We start from the raw sequence: 17,773 nt of genomic DNA, 5'->3' as shown, positions 1-17,773 counted from the left end.
CCTCCCCTGGCCTAGCATGTGCCTGCCATGGACACCGCCCGCGCCCCTCGTAATCACGTCATCGACCTCGCGCGGGCGTCCTCGATCGTCATGGTGGTCGTGTTCCACGGGCTGCTGTACAAGATCGGCTTCGAGGGCGGTCACCCGACGATGACGCCGTGGGCTCCCCCGCATTTCCCCTGGTGGCTGATCAGCTGGTTCCTGATGTGCATCCCGGTGTTCTTCGTGGCCGGCGGCTTCGCGCACGCCCTGATCGTCGACCGGACGCGGCGGCAGCACACCGGCTTCGGCCACTACCTCGCCAACCGGGGGCGTCGCCTCGTGGGCCCGCTGCTGTCGTTCGTGACGGTGTGGGCCGTCGTGGCGTCCATCGCAGCCTGGACCGGCTGGTTCGAGCCGGCCGTCACCCTGAGCCGGCAGTTCATGCAGTTGCTGTGGTTCCTCGCCGTGTATCTCGTCATCGTCGGGATCGCCCCGGCCATGGTGAGCGCGCACGACCGGTGGGGGTGGCGCGTGCCGGTCGTCCTCGCGGCGCTGGCCGCCCTGGTGGACGCGTGGTCGTTCTCGGTGGACGACTACGAGATCCGCAACCTGAACATGCTTCTCGTCTGGCCGTTGGTGCATCAGCTCGGCATCGCCTACGAGCGCGGCTGGTTCCGGCGCGGCCCGGGTTGGACGCCGTGGGCGGCTCTGGTGGCCGGGGTCGGCGGGGTCGCGACGTTGGTCTTCGCGTTCGGCTACCCGGGCTCGTCGATCGGGCTGGCCGACATCCCGATCGCGAACGTCCAGCCGCCCACGCTCGCCATGGCCTTCCTCGCGCTCGCCCAGTGCGGCGTCCTCGGGCTGGTCGAACGATCGGGGGTCCTCACCACGGTCAGTCCCCGCTTCGAGAAGGCGCTCGCGACCATCAACGCGCTGATGATGTCGGTGTACCTGTGGCACATCCCGTGCATCATCCTGGCGGCGGCCGTCGGGCTGATCGTGGGCATCCTCGTCCCGCCGCTCGCGCCGCTGCTGCTCAGCCAGCTGATGATCTCGGCGATGACGCTCGCGCTCTGCGCGCTCATCGTGCCGCTGATCGCCCAGGTGGATCTGCGGCTGATCCCGCCGCTCGGTGCGCACCAAAAGCTGGGAAGGGCTGTCGTCGCCTACCTGATCCTCACCAGCGGCACCACGCTGACCTGGCTCAACGGCACGGTGCTGCACCCCCGGTCGCCGTGGTCGACCGCGGGCGTCCTGCTGATCTGGCTGGGGTCGTGGCTCATGGCGAAGGCCGCCGACGGGCGCGCCGAGTCGGTGGTGTGAGGCTTCCGGCGACCGGGTGACAGGCGCCCCACGAACGATGAGCAGCCGTCCAGGCCGGCTCCCGCGAGGGGCGCGGGCCGCACCGAGGGCGTCCCTGGTCGGGGTTGCCCGGACAGCATTCGACCGGGGGCCGTGAGCCGGCCCCCGGTCGAGGGATGGGATCGGTAGACACCTCCACATGCTCCGAGTCCCGCGGCGGCGAACCGCCAGGAGGGATTGATGAGCGGGTCGCTAGGAACGGGCGCGCGAAGACGCGTCCGAACCGACGCCGCGATGACGTGCGGCCCGCTTCACGAGGTCACTGACCTCGGGATCCGTCAGGGAGTAGATCATCTCCCTGCCGCGTCGCTCACCGATGACGATTCCGCCGGAGCGCAGCACCCTGAGGTGCTGCGATACCAGCGGCTGCGACACCGCGAGAGCGTCGACCAACTCGTTGACACTGTGGTCGCGCTCGGTGAGCAACACAACGATTCCGACCCGAATAGGTGATCCCAGCGAACGGAAAAGTCCCCCGACTGTTTCCCATTCACCACTGGTCGGCATTTCTTCTTTTCTTGGGGCGTCAACTGGTCCCTGTACACCCATCATGAGAGCAAGCGTAATCGGAAACCTGAATATTAGAAAGTTCACGGCAACGCGCACGCGAACCACAGCGTTGTTTGCGACAGGGTGTCTTTAAAATGCCTAGTCACCACTGCCTTCTCCCATAAAGCCCGACCATCCGGAGATGCGTGACCAATAATGTCCCCCTAATGGTGGACAACCGCCACACCCCTGAGCGTTAAATGCCTACGCCGCTTGCCCGAATATAAGGTTCACCTACCAACTGCATCCGCCATCCACCCGGCTCTCGACGCGCGAATCATGCCCCCCGCGCGGGTGACAAAGCCGGTTAAGTGAACGTAAAAACTCATTCGAATGTTCGCCTCGAATACCACCCACGATCCGGACGCCGAGCGCCGATCCGCGGGCCTCCACGAGCACCGGACTCCCCCGAACGGCCACACGGGACCGCCCTGGGGGGCGAGGTCGACGCGCCCACCCCGGGCGCCGGGACGCTGGAAGCCGGACGGACGCGCGTCTCCCCCAAGCAGCGACATCTCCCCGCGTACCGGCGTGATTGACACCGCGCCTCGCGACTCGCTAGCGTTCGACCGCGCACTTTGCGCGCTGAGGCCGTCGAAGGAAAGGGGGCATCGATGATTCAGATGACGTTCACGCTCGTCGCGTCGGTCCTGACCGTTTCCGGCCCAGCCCGTCTGCGTTGATCGCCGGGCCCCCAACGGCCGGCTGAGCCGCCGCTTTGCGTCACCACACCCGGTAATGGCTGCGCCTTCGTGCGCCATCACCGCGCCCGTCCCGAATACCACGCGCTCATGAGCGCGCCGCCCATTCCGGACGCCTGCCCCGACTGATCTCGTTTCACAAGGACTTTGCATGCACCGCCACGCGGCGCTCGAACGCGCCCTTTTGCAGGACCACACCGCCGAACCGCCCTCACATTCGCGTGCGAGGACGCCGCCTCCATCACGCCTCGACGACGTCGACGACCCCGCGGAGGGGGTGATTCCATGCGGACCATCCTTCGTCGCCTCCACCGCCTGCTGCGGCGCTGCAGCGCGACACTCGAGCGCGCCCAGCACCAACGGGACGCCCACCGGGCGCGCTTGCGTCGGTCGTGGCCGCCCCTGCGGTGAATATGCCGGGCCGAGGCCGGACAGACACAGCACAGCGGCCCCGGCGAGGGGGAAGAACCCCCCGCCGGGGCCGCCGAGCGACTCCTGGGCTTCTCCCCAGGACGCCGCGCCTAGCTGCAGCCGGACGTCGACCCGCAGCCCTCGCACACGTAGCAGCTACCCGAAGGCCGCATCTTGGTGCCGCAGGTGAAGCACAGCGGGGCGTCGACCGAGAGACCCGTCACCTTCTCCATGAGCTCCGACGTGGTGTGCGGGCTGCTCGTCGACTCGCTGATCGGCCGCGCCTCCACCAGTGCCGGCTGATTCGGGCCCGACTCGTCGAACCGAAGGTTGTCGACGTCATCGTTCTTCAGCGACTCTGAATCGATCATCTCGGCCTCGTCCTCCTCCGAGATGTACGAGCCGGTCGCGACGTACCGGGCCCGCTCGGCGGCGGTGTAGATGCCCAGCTCGCCGCGCTCGTCGAAGCTCAGGTAGTCGAGCGCCAACCGCTTGAACACGTAGTCGATGATCGACTGAGCCATCCGCAGGTCCGGGTCGTCGGTCATGCCGGCCGGCTCGAACTTCAGGTTGGTGAACTTCTGCACGTACGTCTCCAGCGGCACGCCGTACTGCAGCGCGATGCTGATGGCGATCGAGAAGGCGTCCATCACGCCGGCCAGCGTCGAACCCTGCTTGCCGAGCTTCAGGAACAACTCACCGAGGCGTCCGTCCTCGTACTCGCTGGACGTCATGTACCCCTCGGCGCCGCCCACCGTGAACGACGTGGTGCGCGACAGCCGCTGCTTCGGCAGGCGCTGGCGCCGCGGCCGGTACTCGATGCGGACCTCGGGCTCGGCCGACGCCTTCGCCTCCTCGGCCTTCTTCTTGCCGTCGGACAACGGCTGACCCACCTTGCAGTTGTCGCGGTAGACCGCGAGCGCCTTCAGCCCGAGCTTCCAGCCCTGCATGTAGACGTCCGCGATCTCCTCGACGGTCGCCGACTCCGGCAGGTTCACCGTCTTGCTGATCGCGCCCGACAGGAACGGCTGCACCGCAGCCATCATGCGCACGTGACCCATCGGCTGGATGGCCCGCTGCCCCATCGCCGTGTCGAAGATCTCGTAGTGCTCCTTCGCCAGCCCGGGGGCGCCGACGACGTGCCCGTGCTCGGCGATGTACGCCACGATGCCATCGACCGCGTCCTGCGCGTAGCCCAGCCTGCGCAGCGCCCGCGGGATCGTCTGGTTCACGATCTGCATCGAGCCGCCGCCCACGAGCTTCTTGAACTTCACCAGCGAGAAGTCGGGCTCCACGCCGGTCGTGTCGCAGTCCATCATGAAGCCGATCGTGCCCGTCGGCGCCAGCACGGACGCCTGCGCGTTGCGGAACCCGTCCTTCGCGCCCACCTCGATGACCTTGGCCCACTGCTCGGTGGCCAACTCGTGGATGGGCTGGTCGGCACGCTCGACGATGCGCAGATCGTCATTGGCCGCCTGATGCTTCCGCATCACCTTCTGGTGGGCCGACGCGTTGCGCGCATACCCGTTGTACGGGCCGACGATGCCGGCGAGCTCCGCGGAACGACGGTACGACGTGCCGGTCATCAGCGACGTGATGGACGCCGCCAGCGACCGCCCGCCCTCGGAGTCGTAGCCGCGGCCCATCGCCATCAGCAGGGCACCGAGGTTGGCGTAGCCGATGCCGAGCTGCCGGAAGTTGCGGGTCGTCTCCCCGATCGCCTCGGTCGGGAAATCGGCGAAGCAGATCGAGATATCCATCGCCGTGATGATCAGCTCGACGGCCTTGACGAACGTCTGCGCGTCGAACGTGTCGTCATCGCGCAGGAACTTCAGCAGGTTCAGGCTGGCCAGGTTGCACGAGCTGTTGTCGAGGCTCATGTATTCCGAGCACGGGTTGGACGCCGTGATGCGCCCGGTCTCGGGGTTCGTATGCCAGGCGTTGATCGTGTCGTCGTACTGCACGCCCGGGTCGGCGCACTCCCACGCCGCCTTCGCGATCTTGCCGAACAACTCGCGCGCGTCGACCTCGTCGATCACCTCGCCGGTCATGCGCGCCCGCAGCCCGAAGCGGTCCCCGTTCTCCACCGCGGTCATGAACTCATCCGACACCCGCACCGAGTTGTTCGCGTTCTGGTACTGCACCGACACGATGTCGGCGCCGCCCAGATCCATGTCGAAGCCCGCGTCGCGCAGCGCGCGGATCTTGTCCTCCTCGCGGGCCTTCGTCTCGACGAACTCCTCGATGTCGGGGTGATCGACGTCGAGCACGACCATCTTGGCCGCCCGGCGCGTCGCGCCCCCCGACTTGATCGTGCCCGCGGATGCGTCGGCGCCGCGCATGAAGCTGACGGGGCCGGACGCCGTGCCACCGGAGCTCAGCAGCTCTTTGCTCGAGCGGATGCGGGAGAGGTTCAGGCCGGCGCCGGAGCCGCCCTTGAAGATGAAGCCCTCCTCCTTGTACCAGTTCAAGATGGAATCCATCGAGTCGTCGACGCTGAGGATGAAGCAGGCCGACACCTGCTGCGGGCTGAGCGTGCCGACGTTGAACCACACCGGGGAGTTGAAGCTGAAGTACTGGTGCAGCAGCATCCAGGTGAGCTCCTGCTCGAAGATCTCGGCGTCCGCCGGCGTGGCGAAGTAGCCGCACTCCTCGCCCGTCGCCCGGTACTTGGACACCACGCGGTCGATGATCGTCTTGAGCGACGCCTCCCGCTTCGGGGTGCCGACGGCGCCGCGGAAGTACTTGGTGGTGACGATGGTGGATGCGTTCAGACTCCAGAAGTCAGGGAACTCCACCCCGCGTTGCTCGAAGACGGTCTCTCCCGTCTTCCAGTTTGTCTGGACCACGTCGCGCTGCTCCCACGTGACCTCGTCGTAGGGATGCAACCCCTCCGTCGAGAACACGCGCTCGATCGTGAGCCCCTGGGGCTTGCTCGACGACCTGCGCGCCGACTGCTTGGTCTCGGTCATGGGGAACCCTTTCCGCTTCTTCCGTGGGGTTGACATCAAAACAGTTGGTCGGCGTCGGCCAACTCGGCCTCCGCCTTCTTCTCTTTGGCTTCTGCCTCGGCGACCATCTCGCGAAGGCGGCGGATCTCCGCCTCGAAGTCGTCGACGGACTCGTAGTGCTGGTACACCGATGCGAACCTGAGGTAGGCGACCGCGTCGAGCTCTTTGAGGGGGCCGAGGATCGCGACCCCCACCTCGTCGGTCGGCACCTCGGCCTGCCCGCTCGCCCGCAACGTTTCCTCCACCCGCTGCCCGAGCTTGGCCAACTCGGCCTCCGTCACCGGACGGCCCTTGCACGCCTTGCGCACGCCCCCGATGACCTTCTCGCGTGAGAACGGCTCGACAACACCGCTGCGCTTCACCACGACGAGCTGCATCTGCTCCAACGTCGTGAAACGGCGGGCGCACGAGCGGCACTCGCGCCGACGGCGGATGCTGCTGCCGTCTTCGGCGACCCGGGAATCGAGCACACGGGAGTCGTGGTGCCGACAGTACGGACAATGCATCGGCGGCCCTCCCTCCCTGACGTGCCGTCGCCCGGCGCCCTCGCTGTGGACGGCCCTGTGGACGACTTGTATATGAGGTGTGCATCTGCAACCACAACCTGTGGGCAAAGCACATCGGTGTAACTACTACATGTAGTAGGTTAGGCACGAGGGGAGGCCGACGCAACCCCACGATCAGGTGACACGCCGCGTCCAGCCTGGAAGTGAAATTTCACTTTCGCGACAGCCGTCGCCGGTCGGCGGACCGGCTGGCAGCCTACTCCTCACGGTGCCCCGCGCCGAGCGCCGACAGGCTCGCGAGCCACCCGTCAGGAACGCGCGTCGGGCAGCACCGGGCCCGCGGCCACCATCGGCTGCGCGGGGGCCGCTGTAGTGACAGGCGCGTTGCTGACCGAGAAGAAGGCGATCAGCACCGTGGTCGTGAGGATGCCCAGGACTGCGGCGACAGCCCCCACCAGCACGGCGAGGCCCCGCACAGTCCACTCATAACGATGACGCACCACAGCAGCCGGGCGCGCCGCACCGGTCATGGACGGCGCGACCCGACCACTCGGGGCCACGCACGAACGAACCGGACCCGGAACGTGGCACCACGCCTCCGACCCCGGCCGCCGCGCCGAGGGACCCTGCGCCACGGGGCCGACGTGCGTCGCGCGCTCGGCTCGCCGGCGAGGCTTCACGGGCGAAGCCGGCACCTGATCGATGAACGGAGCAGTCATGACAACCTCCAAGCGAGTCGAACGTCTGTTCGACAATATTATCGAACGATCGATCGGATGCAACACCCAATCGCTCGCGTGTTCGAGGGATCTCGACCACGACCGACACTTCACCACGCGGGTCTGACACTTTTTTCGCAGCGGTCGGCAGCCGACGGCGCGACACGTCGAACAGATGTTTGAAATCGGCGTGTTCGATTCCCTACGCTGGGGCCATGGGCACCGACAACACCCCTAAGAAGCAGCGCGGCCGTCCGCGCAAGGTCATCCCGCCGCAGGAGCGGCGGGGGCGTCCGCGTGACGCCGATCTTGAGGAGCTCGGCAAGGTCGTGAAGAAGCTCGGGCGCGTCAGCGCGTTTCCCGACGGTCCCGCCGATGCCTACGGGCTGACGCTGCGGCAACGCATGATCCTGTCCATGATCAAAGAGTCGATCGACAGGCGGGGCTACCCGCCCACGATCCGTGAGATGGGGGAAGCCGTGGGGTTGGCGTCCCCCAGCAGCGTCAGCCACCAGCTGCGCGCCCTGGAGGCGAAGGGCTTCCTGCACCGCGACCCGAAGCGCCCGCGGGCGCTGATGGTGAGCATGCCTGGCGAGGCGTCCCCCGATGCGCAGGCGAACGAACCCGTCGTCGACGAGACCGAGACCTTCACCGCCACCGGGAACGCGGTGGCCGTCCCGGTTGTCGGCCGCATCGCGGCCGGCGTCCCGATCCTGGCCGAACAGCGCATCGAAGACGTGTTCCCCCTTCCCCGCGAGATCGTCGGGGAGGGCACCTTGTTCCTGCTCGAGGTCAAAGGCGATTCGATGATCGAGGCGGCCATCTGCGACGGCGACTACGTGGTCGTCCGGCAGCAGCCCACCGCGATCAATGGCGATGTCGTCGCGGCGCTCATCGACGACGAGGCGACCGTGAAGACGTTCAAGAAGACCGGCGACGGCGTGTGGCTCCTGCCGCACAACCCCGCCTACGAACCCATCGACGGCAGTGATGCCGCCATCCTCGGCAAGGTGACGGCGGTTCTCCGCCGGCTCTGACCGCTAGCCGGTTTGGGCGGACGCCGCCTGTGCCAGCCGGCGCAGCGCGGCGACCGCCACCTCCCGATCGGTCGTCGACCAGAAGGGAGGCATGGAGGATCGCAGGTATCCGCCGTAGCGGGCCGTCCGCAGCCGCGGGTCGAGCACCGCGACCACGCCGCGGTCCGTCGTTCTGCGGATCAGGCGTCCGGAGCCCTGCGCTAGCAGCAGCGCTGCGTGCGCCGCGGCCACGGCCATGAAGCCGTTCCCGCCCGCCTCCGCCACCGCACGCTGGCGTGCCTGCAGCAGCGGTTCGTCGGGGCGCGGGAACGGGATCTTGTCGATGATGACGAGCTGACACGTGTCGCCAGGGACGTCCACCCCCTGCCACAGCGAGAGGGTGCCGAAGAGGCTGGCCTGCGGGTCGGCGATGAAGCGCCGCGTCAACTCCGACAACTGCGCATCCCCCTGGCAGAGGATCGTCTTGTCGGGCAGTTCCTCCCGACAGTGGCGGGCCGCCGCCTCCGCGTTGCGCTGGGAGGCGAACAGGCCGAGAGTGCGCCCGTCGGCCGCCCACAACAGCTCGGCCACCTCCGCCAGCGCCTCGGCGCCGATGCCGTCCCGACCGGGCGGCGGCAGGTGCCGGGCGACGTAGAGGATGCCCTGGCTGGAGTAGTCGAAAGGCGACCCGACGTCGAGAGCGCGCCAGCCCACGGCGTCCTCGTCCGGTTCGTCATCGCGTCCGTCCAGACGTTCGTCGCGCCACAGGCCCACCGACCTGGCCACGGTCTCGAACTCACCGCCCAGCTTCAGCGTCGCCGACGTCAGCACCGCGGGGGTCTCGGCGAAGATCTTGTCCCGCATCAGCAACGCCACATCGAGCGGAGCGACCACGAGCCATCGACCGAACCGCTCCCGCTCGCTCACCCAGACGACATCCGTCGGCTTCATGGACGCCATCTGGTCGGCGACGTCGAGAACCTCCTTCGCCGCCGCGGACGCCTGCTTCTTGTCGGAGTCGTCGTCGCCCCCGCCCAGCGCCGACACGGCCCGCCGGCTGACTTCGCGAATCAGCTGCAACGTCAGCGCCAGCTCACCGTCGGGGTCGGTGACGCGCTCGACGGGCGCGGCGTCCAACGCGCTCCGCAGTGTGTCGGCCGTCTCCAGGAACTCCAGCCCCAGATCGTCGTCGAGCCACGGCAGGCAACGCTTCGCGACCCGCTCCACCTGCTGCGGGCTCAACTCGTGCGAGGCCGCGCCTGTCACACGGGACACCAGTTCGTGGGCCTCGTCGATCACCAGCAGATCGTGCTCGGGCAACGCCGTCCCGCCGTGCATCGCGTCGATGGCGAGCAGCGCATGGTTGGTGACGACCAGCTGGGAGACGCGGGCGATATCGCGTGAGCGCTCGACGAAACACTCCGCGCCGAAGGGGCACTGGGCGGCGCCCAGGCACTCGCGCACCGGCACGGAGACCTGGGCCCATGCGGCCGGCGTGTGGGTGGGCGCGTCGTCGCGGTCGGCAAGACCGCCGTCGGACGCCTCCTCCTCGGCCCACTCGCGCAACGCAACGACCTCGGCGCCCAACACGGACGTCGCGTCGGCCGCACTCTCCCGCAGCCGTTCCGCGAGTTCGCCCCCGCCGAGAAGGGTCGACTGGCCGCCGTCCTGACCCTCGCGGGCCCGAAGCAGGCACACGTAGTTGGACCGCCCTTTGAGCACCGCGCTCGTGATCGTGCGCCCGGTCACCGTCGACGCGGCCTTCACCGCGGCCGGAATGTCGCTGTTCGCCAACTGCGCCTGGAGCGCCAGCGTCGCGGTCGCGACGACGACCCGGCTCTGGGGGTTCTCGGCCAGGTGGGCGAGGGCGGGCGCGAGATAGCCGAGGGACTTGCCCGTGCCTGTGCCCGCCTGGACGAGCAGATGGTCGCCTCGCTCAAAGGCCGTCGAAATGGCCTCCGCCATCGCTCGCTGACCGTCGCGTGGTGCGCCCCCGATGGCCTCGACGGCGGCGCCCAGGATCGCTTCGGTCTTCGTCACCGGGACACGGTACTTCACCCGCACCAGCGCTCGGCCGCGTCCTGGGTCGAGGGGACTGGAAAGCGCTCCGGTCGCCAACATCCGGACAACACTCGCACTGCGCCGATCGGCGGGCAGCGGCCCATCGTGGGAGAGGAAAGGAGAAACCGATGACCACCGCGCTGCGCCGACCTCGTCCTACCCGGACTTCCACGATGGGGCCTTCCTCAGGGCGGCCCGACGACGAAGTCAGTCCTGGCCGTCCGGGTCCGGGTCGGAGGCCAGCTCGGCGAGCACCTCGTGCAGTTCCTCCGCGAGCGGGGGCCTGGCGGGTTCGGCGTCCCCCAGCACGAGGCGTCCGTCCACCATCGTGGCAGCCCGCACCTCTCGGACCGCGTCCACCGGGATCGGCCCGAACAGATGAGGGAAGCGCTGGCCGCCCTCGACGGCCTCGACGCGTACGCGCGTGCCGTGAGCCGCCAGGACGTCCCGATCCAACTCGAGCACCACGAGCGGCTCGGGGTCGTCGCCATAGAACGCGGTGGCCACGCCGCCCACCTGGTGGGGGTAGCTGCAGTGGATGAAGCCCTCCTCCTCCAGCGTCCGGCCGCGCGTGCTCGTGCGGTATTCGCCGGAGGCTTTGGCGGCGTCCCACTCGGCCGCGTGCGCGAGGTGCCACAGCGGCAGCAACGCCGCGGGGTCGGTCATTCGGCGTACTCCTCAAGCTCGCCCGCGAGATCGGGGTGCACGCGGACGACGACGCGGGTGCCCTCGGCGGTGTGTTCGGTGGTGAGAAACTCCCCGGCCCGGTGGATCTTGTCGATCAGGTCATGGCGGGCGTACGGCACGAGCGCGCGCACCTCGACCTCGGGGCGCGGCAGCCGCTCCTCGACGCGTGCGCGCAGGTCCTCCACCCCGGCACCGGTGCGTGCCGATGTGAAGACGGCACGCGGGTCCAAGGTGCGCAGCGTGGTCAACGTTTCCGGCGTCGCGAGGTCGATCTTGTTGAAGACGAGTTGCTCGCTGATGCTTCCCGCCCCGATCTCGGCCAGCACGTCGCGCACCGCACGGATCTGGCCGGCCGGGTCGGGGTCGGAGGCGTCCACCACGTGCACGAGCAGATCGGCCTCGGTGGACTCCTCCAGCGTGGAGCGGAACGCCTCGACGAGGTCGTGGGGCAGGTGCCGCACGAACCCGACGGTGTCGGTGAGGGTGAAGACGCGCCCGTCGGCGGTCTGCGTGCGTCGCGTCGTCGGGTCGAGCGTCGCGAAGAGGGCGTCCTCCACCAGCACGCCGGCCCCGGTGAGCCGATTGAGCAACGACGACTTCCCGGCGTTGGTGTACCCGACGATGGCGACGGAGGGCACCTGATGGCGGCGCCGTTCCTGACGCTTGGTGTCGCGCACCCCGTCCAGCTCGCGCAGCTTCTTGCGCAAGATCGAAATGCGCGTCTTGATCCGGCGGCGATCCGTCTCGATCTTCGTCTCACCGGGCCCACGACCGCCGATCCCAGCGCCTCCGGCCGCCCGGCCGCCGGCCTGCCGGGACAGGTTGCCACCCCAACCGCGCAGGCGCTGCCGCAGGTACTGCAACTGCGCGAGCTCGACCTGGGCCTTGCCCTCCACGCTCCGGGCGTGCTGAGCGAAGATGTCCAAGATGAGGGCGGTGCGGTCGATCACCTTGACCTGCAGCCGATCCTCCAGGTTGCGCAACTGGGCCGGGTCCAACTCGCCGTCGGCGATGACGGTGTCCGCGCCCGTCGCGACGACCACCTCATGCAGCTCATCCACCTTGCCGCGGCCGATGAAGGTCGCCGGGTCTGGGTGGGTGCGCCGCTGCACGAGCGCCTCGAGCACCTCAGAGCCCGCGGTTTCGGCCAACAGCTTCAGTTCGGCCATCGAGTTGTCGGCGTCCTCCTGGGAGCCGGCGGTCCAGACACCGACGAGCACCACCCGCTCCAGTTGCAGCTCGCGGTACTCGACCTCGCTGACATCGGCCAACTGCGTCGACATGCCGGCGACGCGCCGCAGCGAGAGACGTTCCTCCAGCTCAAGCTGGTCGCCGTCGTAGTCGGTCGTGTCGGGGTCGTGATCCCGTTCGGGCACGGCAGTCATTCAGGCCTCATCCTTCCGCCTCGTCGTGGGCAGGGAGACCTCGCCGTGGGCCACGATCACCGCCGGGCCGGTCAGCCACGCCTCACCGTGTGCCAGGTCGACGCGCACCACGCCTCCCCTGACGCGCACCTCGTAGGACGCCTCCGTCGCCCCCGATGCGCGGGCCGCCGCAGCCGCGACCGCGACCGTGCCGGTGCCGCACGAGAGGGTCTCGCCCACGCCACGCTCGAAAACGCGCATCCGCAGCACGTCGGAGGCGACGTGTTCGACGAACTCTCGATTGACCCCGCGCGGAAACACGTCGTGGGGGAAGCTCGGCTCGTGCTCCAGATCGAGGTCGTCGAGGACGCCGGCCTCCACCAGGGCGACGGCGTGCGGGTTGCCCACGTCCACCGGGCGGGCGGCGTATTCGCGCGCACCGACGCCGACGGGAACGTCGGCGTCCGCGACCGAGGGGCGGCCCATCCACACGCGAATCTGCCCGTCGGGCAGGTACTCTCCCCGGCGCAGGCCAGCGCGGGTGGCGACGTCGACGGACGTCGCGGAGGCCCGCACGAGCCCTTGCTGCTTGAGATAGGTGCAGAACACCCGGACGCCGTTGCCGCACATCTCGGCGATCGAGCCGTCGGCGTTGCGGTAGTCCATGAACCAGAGGTCGGGGTCGCCCCTCCACTCGGGCACGTGGTGCGCCCGCACGACGCGCAGCAGCCCATCGCCACCGATGCCGGCGCGCCGATCGCACAGGAACCGCACCTCGTCGTCGGTGAGCCCCCGCTCGTTGTCGCGGTCGACCAGCAGCACGAAGTCGTTCAGCGTGCCGTGACCCTTCGCGAAAGAAAGCATGACGGTCATTCTCCCACAGCCCTCCAAGGGAGCGGGGCCCGCACCCGTCGCGCCTCGGCGGGCGAGGCCCCGTCAGCCGCCCCCGCGGGTCAGGCTGTCCACGATCTCTTCGGCGACCCCCGACGCCCCGCTCGGGCGCCACCGGATCCGCGCGTCCCGCCGGAACCACCCGAGTTGCTTGCGGGCGAAGCGACGGGTGCCGCGCTTGGTGGCCTCGCGGGCCTCCTCCTCGGTCAGGTGTCCGTCCAGGTACTGCAAGATCTGGCGGTAGCCCAGGGCCCGGGACGCCGTACGCCCCTCCCGCAGACCTCGGTCGGCGAGCCCGCGCACCTCGTCGACGAAGCCCGCCGCCCACATCGCGTCGACTCGGGCGTCGATGCGGGCGTCGAGCTCGTCTCGGGGAAGGTCGAGGCCCCATTGGGTCACGCCGTCGAGCGCGTAGGTCCAGGCGGGCAGCTGGGGCGCGAAGCTACCGGTGAGCTCGATCACCTCGAGCGCCCGGACGATCCTGCGGCCGTTGCCCGGCTGGATCTGGTCGGCAGCCTCGGGTGACCGCGACCGCAGCTCGGCGTGGAGCCCCACGGACCCGAGGCGCTCGAGCTCGGCTTCCCACCGCGCGCGGACCGCGGGATCGGTGCCCGGGAACTCGAAGCGGTCGAGCACGGCGCGCATGTAGAGGGCGGACCCGCCGACGACGATCGGCAGGACTCCGCGGCCCCGACAGTCCGCGATGGCGTCGCGCGCGAGCGTTTGTAGCTCGGCGACAGACGCCTTCTGCCGGACGTCGAGGATGTCGATGAGGTGGTGCGGGACGCCCGCGCGCTCAGTCGACGTCGGCTTGGCCGTCCCGATATCCATGCCCCGGTAGACGAGCATCGAGTCGACGTTCACGACCTCCGCGGCCGCTCCCCGGTGGCGCAACAACAGGGCGACGCGGACGGCCAGCGAACTCTTCCCGCTAGCCGTCGGCCCGTTGAGTGCCAGTATCGGTTCGGTCACAAGCGCCATTGTGCCGCAGCCCACCCTTTCGATCGTCGCGCGGGCTTGGGTATACAGGGGCGTGGCCGGAACTCCCGGTAACCGATGGAGAAAGGAACCAGCAATGGGGATCTTCGATCAGGCCAAGGATCTTTCGCGGGGCCACGAAGCCGAGACCGATCAGGGCATCGAGAAGGTCGGCGACGCCGTCGACCAGCGCACCGGCGGCAAGTTCGCCGACCAGGTCGACCAGGCTCAGCAGGCGGCCGACGCCCAGCTGGGCGACGAGGCGGGCGGCGCCCCCGCCGAGCCGCCGCAGCAGTAAGGCCGCTCCCGCGGACGAGGGCCGCCCCCACCCGGGGGCGGCCCTCGCTGCTTGCGGTCGCGGCTAGGCCCGCCGGACGGGGAGCCCCAACGCGACGCCCCGCGGCGGGGTCGAGGACGCCTGCCGCGCCGCCCAGGCATCGCCGCCGCGGGTACGTCGCAGCCCGGTCCAGCCGTCGTCGGCGTTCAGGTGATGCGGGGCGGCGTAGGTGATGCGGACGTCCGCGATATCTCCCGGACGCGGCGCCTCGACGCCCTCGGGGACGCCCACGTGCACGAGCCGGTTGTCACGCGCCCGGCCGGACACACGATGGGTTGCGGAATCTTTGCGGCCCTCGCCGTCGGCGAACAGCACCTCGACGGTCTCGCCGACGAGCCGCTGGTTCTCCTGCCACGCGACCTCGCCCACGAGGTCGACCAGCCGCTCGTAGCGTTGCTGCACGACCTGCTTCGGCACCTGGCCCGCCATGGTGGCCGCCGGGGTCCCGGGACGGATCGAGTACTGGAAGGTGAACGCGGCCGAGAAACGCGCCTGGCGCACCACCTCCATCGTCTCTTCGAAGTCGTCATCGGTCTCCCCGGGGAAGCCGACGATGATGTCGGTGGTGATCGCCGCGTCGGGCATCGCCTCACGCACCCGCTCGAGGATGCCCAGGAACTTGCGGCTGCGATAGGAGCGCCGCATCTCCCGCAGCACGCGGTCGGACCCCGACTGCAACGGCATATGCAGGCTGGGCATCACATTCGGGGTCTCGGCCATCGCCGCGATCACGTCGTCGGTGAAGGCCGCGGGGTGGGGTGACGTGAACCGCACTCGCTCCAGGCCCTCGATGTCGCCGCACGCGCGCAGCAGCTTGCCGAACGCCAACCGGTCGCCGAACTCCACCCCGTAGCTGTTCACGTTCTGGCCCAGCAGCGTGACCTCCTGCACCCCCTGCGCGACCAGCGCCTCGATCTCGGCGAGCACGTCGCCCGGACGCCGATCCTGTTCTTTACCGCGCAGCGACGGCACGATGCAGAACGTGCAGGTGTTGTTGCACCCCACGCTGATGGAGACCCACGCCGAATACGCCGAGTCGCGCCGGGTCGGCAGTGTGGACGGGAACCGGGTCAGCGCCTCTTCGATCTCGATCTGCGACTCTTGCTCGACGCGTGCCCTCTCCAGCAGCACCGGCAGGGATCCGATGTTGTGGGTGCCGAACACCACGTCGACCCACGGCGCGCGAGACAAGATCACATCCTGATCCTTCTGCGCCATGCAGCCGCCGACCGCGATCTGCATGCCCGGACGACCGAGCTTCACCGGACGCAGGTGCCCCAGGTTGCCGTACAGCCGGTTGTCGGCGTTCTCCCGGACCGCGCACGTGTTGAACACGACCACGTCGGCCTCGGCGCCCTCGGCGACCCGCGCGTACCCGGCGTCTTCAAGAAGCCCGGAGATGCGCTCGGAGTCGTGGACGTTCATCTGGCAGCCGTACGTGATGACCTCGTACGTGCGCTGGTCTGTCGTGGTCGCAATCATAACGGCCCACATGCTACCCGGACGCCGACCTCACGCCTCCCCCGCCTCGGGCAGCTCGCCGAGCACCTCGCGGTACACCCGATGGGCCACTGACGAGGAGAAACCCCGCCGGGCGAGGGCCCCGACCAGCCGCCGGTACCGGACCGGGCCCTCCAGCTTCGTCAGGGACGCCGCCTTCTTGCGCCCGAAGGCCAAAGCCGCCTCGTAATCCTCCTCTTCGCCCACCTGCTGGAGCGCCTCGTCGACCACCTCCGCCTCGACGCCCTTGCGTCGCAGCTCTTGCCGCAGCACGCGCCGCGACCGCATCCGCCGCTGCTGACCCTCGACCCACAGCTCGGCGTACGCACCGTCGTCGATCAGCCCGAGTTCGGTGAACCGGTCGAGCACCTCGGCGGCAGCCTCGTCGGGCACCCCGCGCTTGGCGAGGGCCTCGACGAGCTCGGCACGCGTGCGTGCCTTGGCGTCGAGCTGCCTCAGGACGATCTCGCGCGCGAACGCGACGGGGTCGGCGGCCGGCTGATCGCCGACCCCGCCCGGCTCTTCTCGACCGTATCGACGGCGGCCCGCCACGGGTTAGAACACCACCTCGCCAGTTTCGGGATCGACTCCGTCAGGCACCCCGCCGGCGGCCCCCTTCGCGGAGCCCTCGTCGGCCTTGGGGCCGAGCCCCATCGCGACCTTGATGCGCTGCTCGATCTCGCGCGCCACCTCGGGGTTCTTCTTGAGGTAGTTACGCGCGTTCTCTTTACCTTGGCCGAGTTGATCGGAGTCGTAGGTGAACCATGCGCCCGCCTTGCGGATCACGCCCGCGTCGACCCCCAGGTCGATCAAGCTGCCCTCGCGGCTGATGCCCTGCCCGTACAGGATGTCGAACTCGGCCTGCTTGAACGGCGGGGCCACCTTGTTCTTCACGACCTTCACGCGCGTGCGGTTGCCCACCATCTCGCTGCCATCCTTCAGCGTCTCGATGCGGCGCACATCGAGGCGCACCGACGAGTAGAACTTCAACGCGCGGCCGCCCGTCGTGGTCTCGGGTGAGCCGAACATCACGCCGATCTTCTCGCGCAACTGGTTGATGAAGATCGCCGTCGTACCGGCACCGGAGAGCGCGCCGGTCATCTTGCGCAGCGCCTGGCTCATGAGGCGGGCCTGCAGGCCGACGTGCGAGTCGCCCATCTCGCCCTCGATCTCGGCCCGCGGCGTCAGCGCGGCCACCGAGTCGATCACGATGAGCGCCAACGCCCCCGAACGCACCAGCATGTCGGCGATCTCGAGCGCCTGCTCGCCGTTGTCGGGCTGGCTGACCAGCAGGGCGTCGGTGTCGACCCCCAGCTTGCCCGCGTACTCGGGATCGAGCGCGTGCTCGGCATCGATGAACGCGCAGATGCCGCCCTCGGCCTGAGCGTTCGCGATCGCGTGCAGGGCCACCGTGGTCTTACCGCTCGACTCGGGGCCGTAGATCTCGACCACCCGGCCCCGCGGCAGGCCGCCGATGCCGAGCGCGATGTCGAGCGCGATGGACCCCGTCGGGATGACCTCGATCGGCTGCGCCGTGCGGTCACCCAGCCGCATGACGGACCCCTTGCCGTGCGACTTCTCGATCTGCGCGAGCGCTGCTTCCAGCGCCTTCTCGCGGTCGGCTACCGCCATGTCTTCGTCCCCTTCACTCACAGTGCGTCGTGGAGCGGTGATTCCCGCCTCGCTTTCCACAGTAGG

The 17,773-nt window shown here is 69.1% G+C and carries 15 protein-coding genes; 3 read left to right on the top strand and 12 right to left on the bottom strand.

Annotation, left to right across the window (positions count from 1 at the left end):
- Window positions 1–27: 27 nt before the first annotated feature.
- On the top strand, window positions 28–1,305 hold the full coding sequence (locus tag WMJ97_RS02055; protein WP_347347294.1) for an acyltransferase: 1,278 nt from the start codon (window positions 28–30) through the stop codon (window positions 1,303–1,305).
- 231 nt (window positions 1,306–1,536) lie between these two features.
- Here WMJ97_RS02055 and WMJ97_RS02050 read toward each other — a convergent pair whose 3' ends face one another.
- From WMJ97_RS02050 to WMJ97_RS02035, 4 genes are all read right to left on the bottom strand, one after another.
- Window positions 1,537–1,896, bottom strand: coding sequence for a metalloregulator ArsR/SmtB family transcription factor (locus tag WMJ97_RS02050; RefSeq protein ID WP_347347293.1), 360 nt, complete (start codon window positions 1,894–1,896; stop codon window positions 1,537–1,539).
- 1,219 nt (window positions 1,897–3,115) lie between these two features.
- On the bottom strand, window positions 3,116–5,977 hold the full coding sequence (locus WMJ97_RS02045; RefSeq protein WP_347347292.1) for a vitamin B12-dependent ribonucleotide reductase: 2,862 nt from the start codon (window positions 5,975–5,977) through the stop codon (window positions 3,116–3,118).
- Window positions 5,978–6,012: 35 nt separating this feature from the next.
- The gene (gene nrdR / locus WMJ97_RS02040; RefSeq protein ID WP_347347291.1) at window positions 6,013–6,522 is read right to left on the bottom strand and encodes a transcriptional regulator NrdR; all 510 of its coding nucleotides are present in this window, start codon (window positions 6,520–6,522) and stop codon (window positions 6,013–6,015) included.
- 308 nt (window positions 6,523–6,830) lie between these two features.
- Window positions 6,831–7,022 (bottom strand): hypothetical protein, encoded by a 192-nt coding sequence (locus WMJ97_RS02035; RefSeq protein WP_347347290.1) that lies wholly within the window; start codon window positions 7,020–7,022, stop codon window positions 6,831–6,833.
- Window positions 7,023–7,456: 434 nt separating this feature from the next.
- Here WMJ97_RS02035 and lexA point away from each other — a divergent pair, with 434 nt between their 5' ends.
- Window positions 7,457–8,278, top strand: a complete 822-nt coding sequence (lexA, locus tag WMJ97_RS02030) for a transcriptional repressor LexA (protein ID WP_347347289.1) — start codon at window positions 7,457–7,459, stop codon at window positions 8,276–8,278.
- A 3-nt stretch (window positions 8,279–8,281) separates the two neighbouring features.
- Here lexA and WMJ97_RS02025 read toward each other — a convergent pair whose 3' ends face one another.
- From WMJ97_RS02025 to miaA, 5 genes are all read right to left on the bottom strand, one after another.
- Window positions 8,282–10,222 carry an ATP-dependent DNA helicase gene (locus WMJ97_RS02025; protein ID WP_347347344.1) on the bottom strand — a complete coding sequence of 647 codons (1,941 nt, stop codon included), beginning with the start codon at window positions 10,220–10,222 and terminating at the stop codon, window positions 8,282–8,284.
- 303 nt (window positions 10,223–10,525) lie between these two features.
- Window positions 10,526–10,984 (bottom strand): DUF952 domain-containing protein, encoded by a 459-nt coding sequence (locus tag WMJ97_RS02020; protein ID WP_347347288.1) that lies wholly within the window; start codon window positions 10,982–10,984, stop codon window positions 10,526–10,528.
- Complete coding sequence (gene hflX, locus WMJ97_RS02015; RefSeq protein WP_347347287.1) at window positions 10,981–12,390, bottom strand: GTPase HflX; 1,410 nt, start codon at window positions 12,388–12,390, stop codon at window positions 10,981–10,983. Before hflX ends, WMJ97_RS02020 begins: the two co-directional genes overlap by 4 nt.
- A complete protein-coding gene (dapF, locus tag WMJ97_RS02010; protein WP_347347286.1) occupies window positions 12,391–13,233 on the bottom strand; it encodes a diaminopimelate epimerase in 843 nt (280 codons plus the stop codon).
- A gap of 72 nt (window positions 13,234–13,305) precedes the next feature.
- The gene (gene miaA, locus WMJ97_RS02005) at window positions 13,306–14,241 is read right to left on the bottom strand and encodes a tRNA (adenosine(37)-N6)-dimethylallyltransferase MiaA (protein ID WP_347347285.1); all 936 of its coding nucleotides are present in this window, start codon (window positions 14,239–14,241) and stop codon (window positions 13,306–13,308) included.
- Window positions 14,242–14,335: 94 nt separating this feature from the next.
- Between miaA and WMJ97_RS02000 the strand changes: the two genes are divergently transcribed.
- Complete coding sequence (locus WMJ97_RS02000; protein WP_347347284.1) at window positions 14,336–14,536, top strand: antitoxin; 201 nt, start codon at window positions 14,336–14,338, stop codon at window positions 14,534–14,536.
- 63 nt (window positions 14,537–14,599) lie between these two features.
- Here the strand turns inward: WMJ97_RS02000 and miaB are convergent, their stop codons facing one another.
- Genes miaB through recA form a run of 3 tightly spaced genes read right to left on the bottom strand, consistent with a single transcriptional unit; the run spans window position 14,600 to window position 17,707 of the window.
- The gene (gene miaB / locus WMJ97_RS01995) at window positions 14,600–16,057 is read right to left on the bottom strand and encodes a tRNA (N6-isopentenyl adenosine(37)-C2)-methylthiotransferase MiaB (protein ID WP_347347283.1); all 1,458 of its coding nucleotides are present in this window, start codon (window positions 16,055–16,057) and stop codon (window positions 14,600–14,602) included.
- Window positions 16,058–16,087: 30 nt separating this feature from the next.
- Window positions 16,088–16,627, bottom strand: a complete 540-nt coding sequence (locus WMJ97_RS01990) for a regulatory protein RecX (RefSeq protein ID WP_347347282.1) — start codon at window positions 16,625–16,627, stop codon at window positions 16,088–16,090.
- Window positions 16,628–16,630: 3 nt separating this feature from the next.
- The gene (gene recA, locus WMJ97_RS01985) at window positions 16,631–17,707 is read right to left on the bottom strand and encodes a recombinase RecA (RefSeq protein WP_347347281.1); all 1,077 of its coding nucleotides are present in this window, start codon (window positions 17,705–17,707) and stop codon (window positions 16,631–16,633) included.
- Between the last annotated feature and the right edge of the window lie 66 nt (window positions 17,708–17,773).

This window comes from Nigerium sp. (assembly GCF_039811905.1).
In the GTDB taxonomy this organism is placed as follows: Bacteria; Actinomycetota; Actinomycetes; order Propionibacteriales; family Propionibacteriaceae; genus Propioniciclava.
Note: the sequence above shows the minus strand (reverse complement) of the source record. Positions and strands in the feature narration are given on the sequence as shown.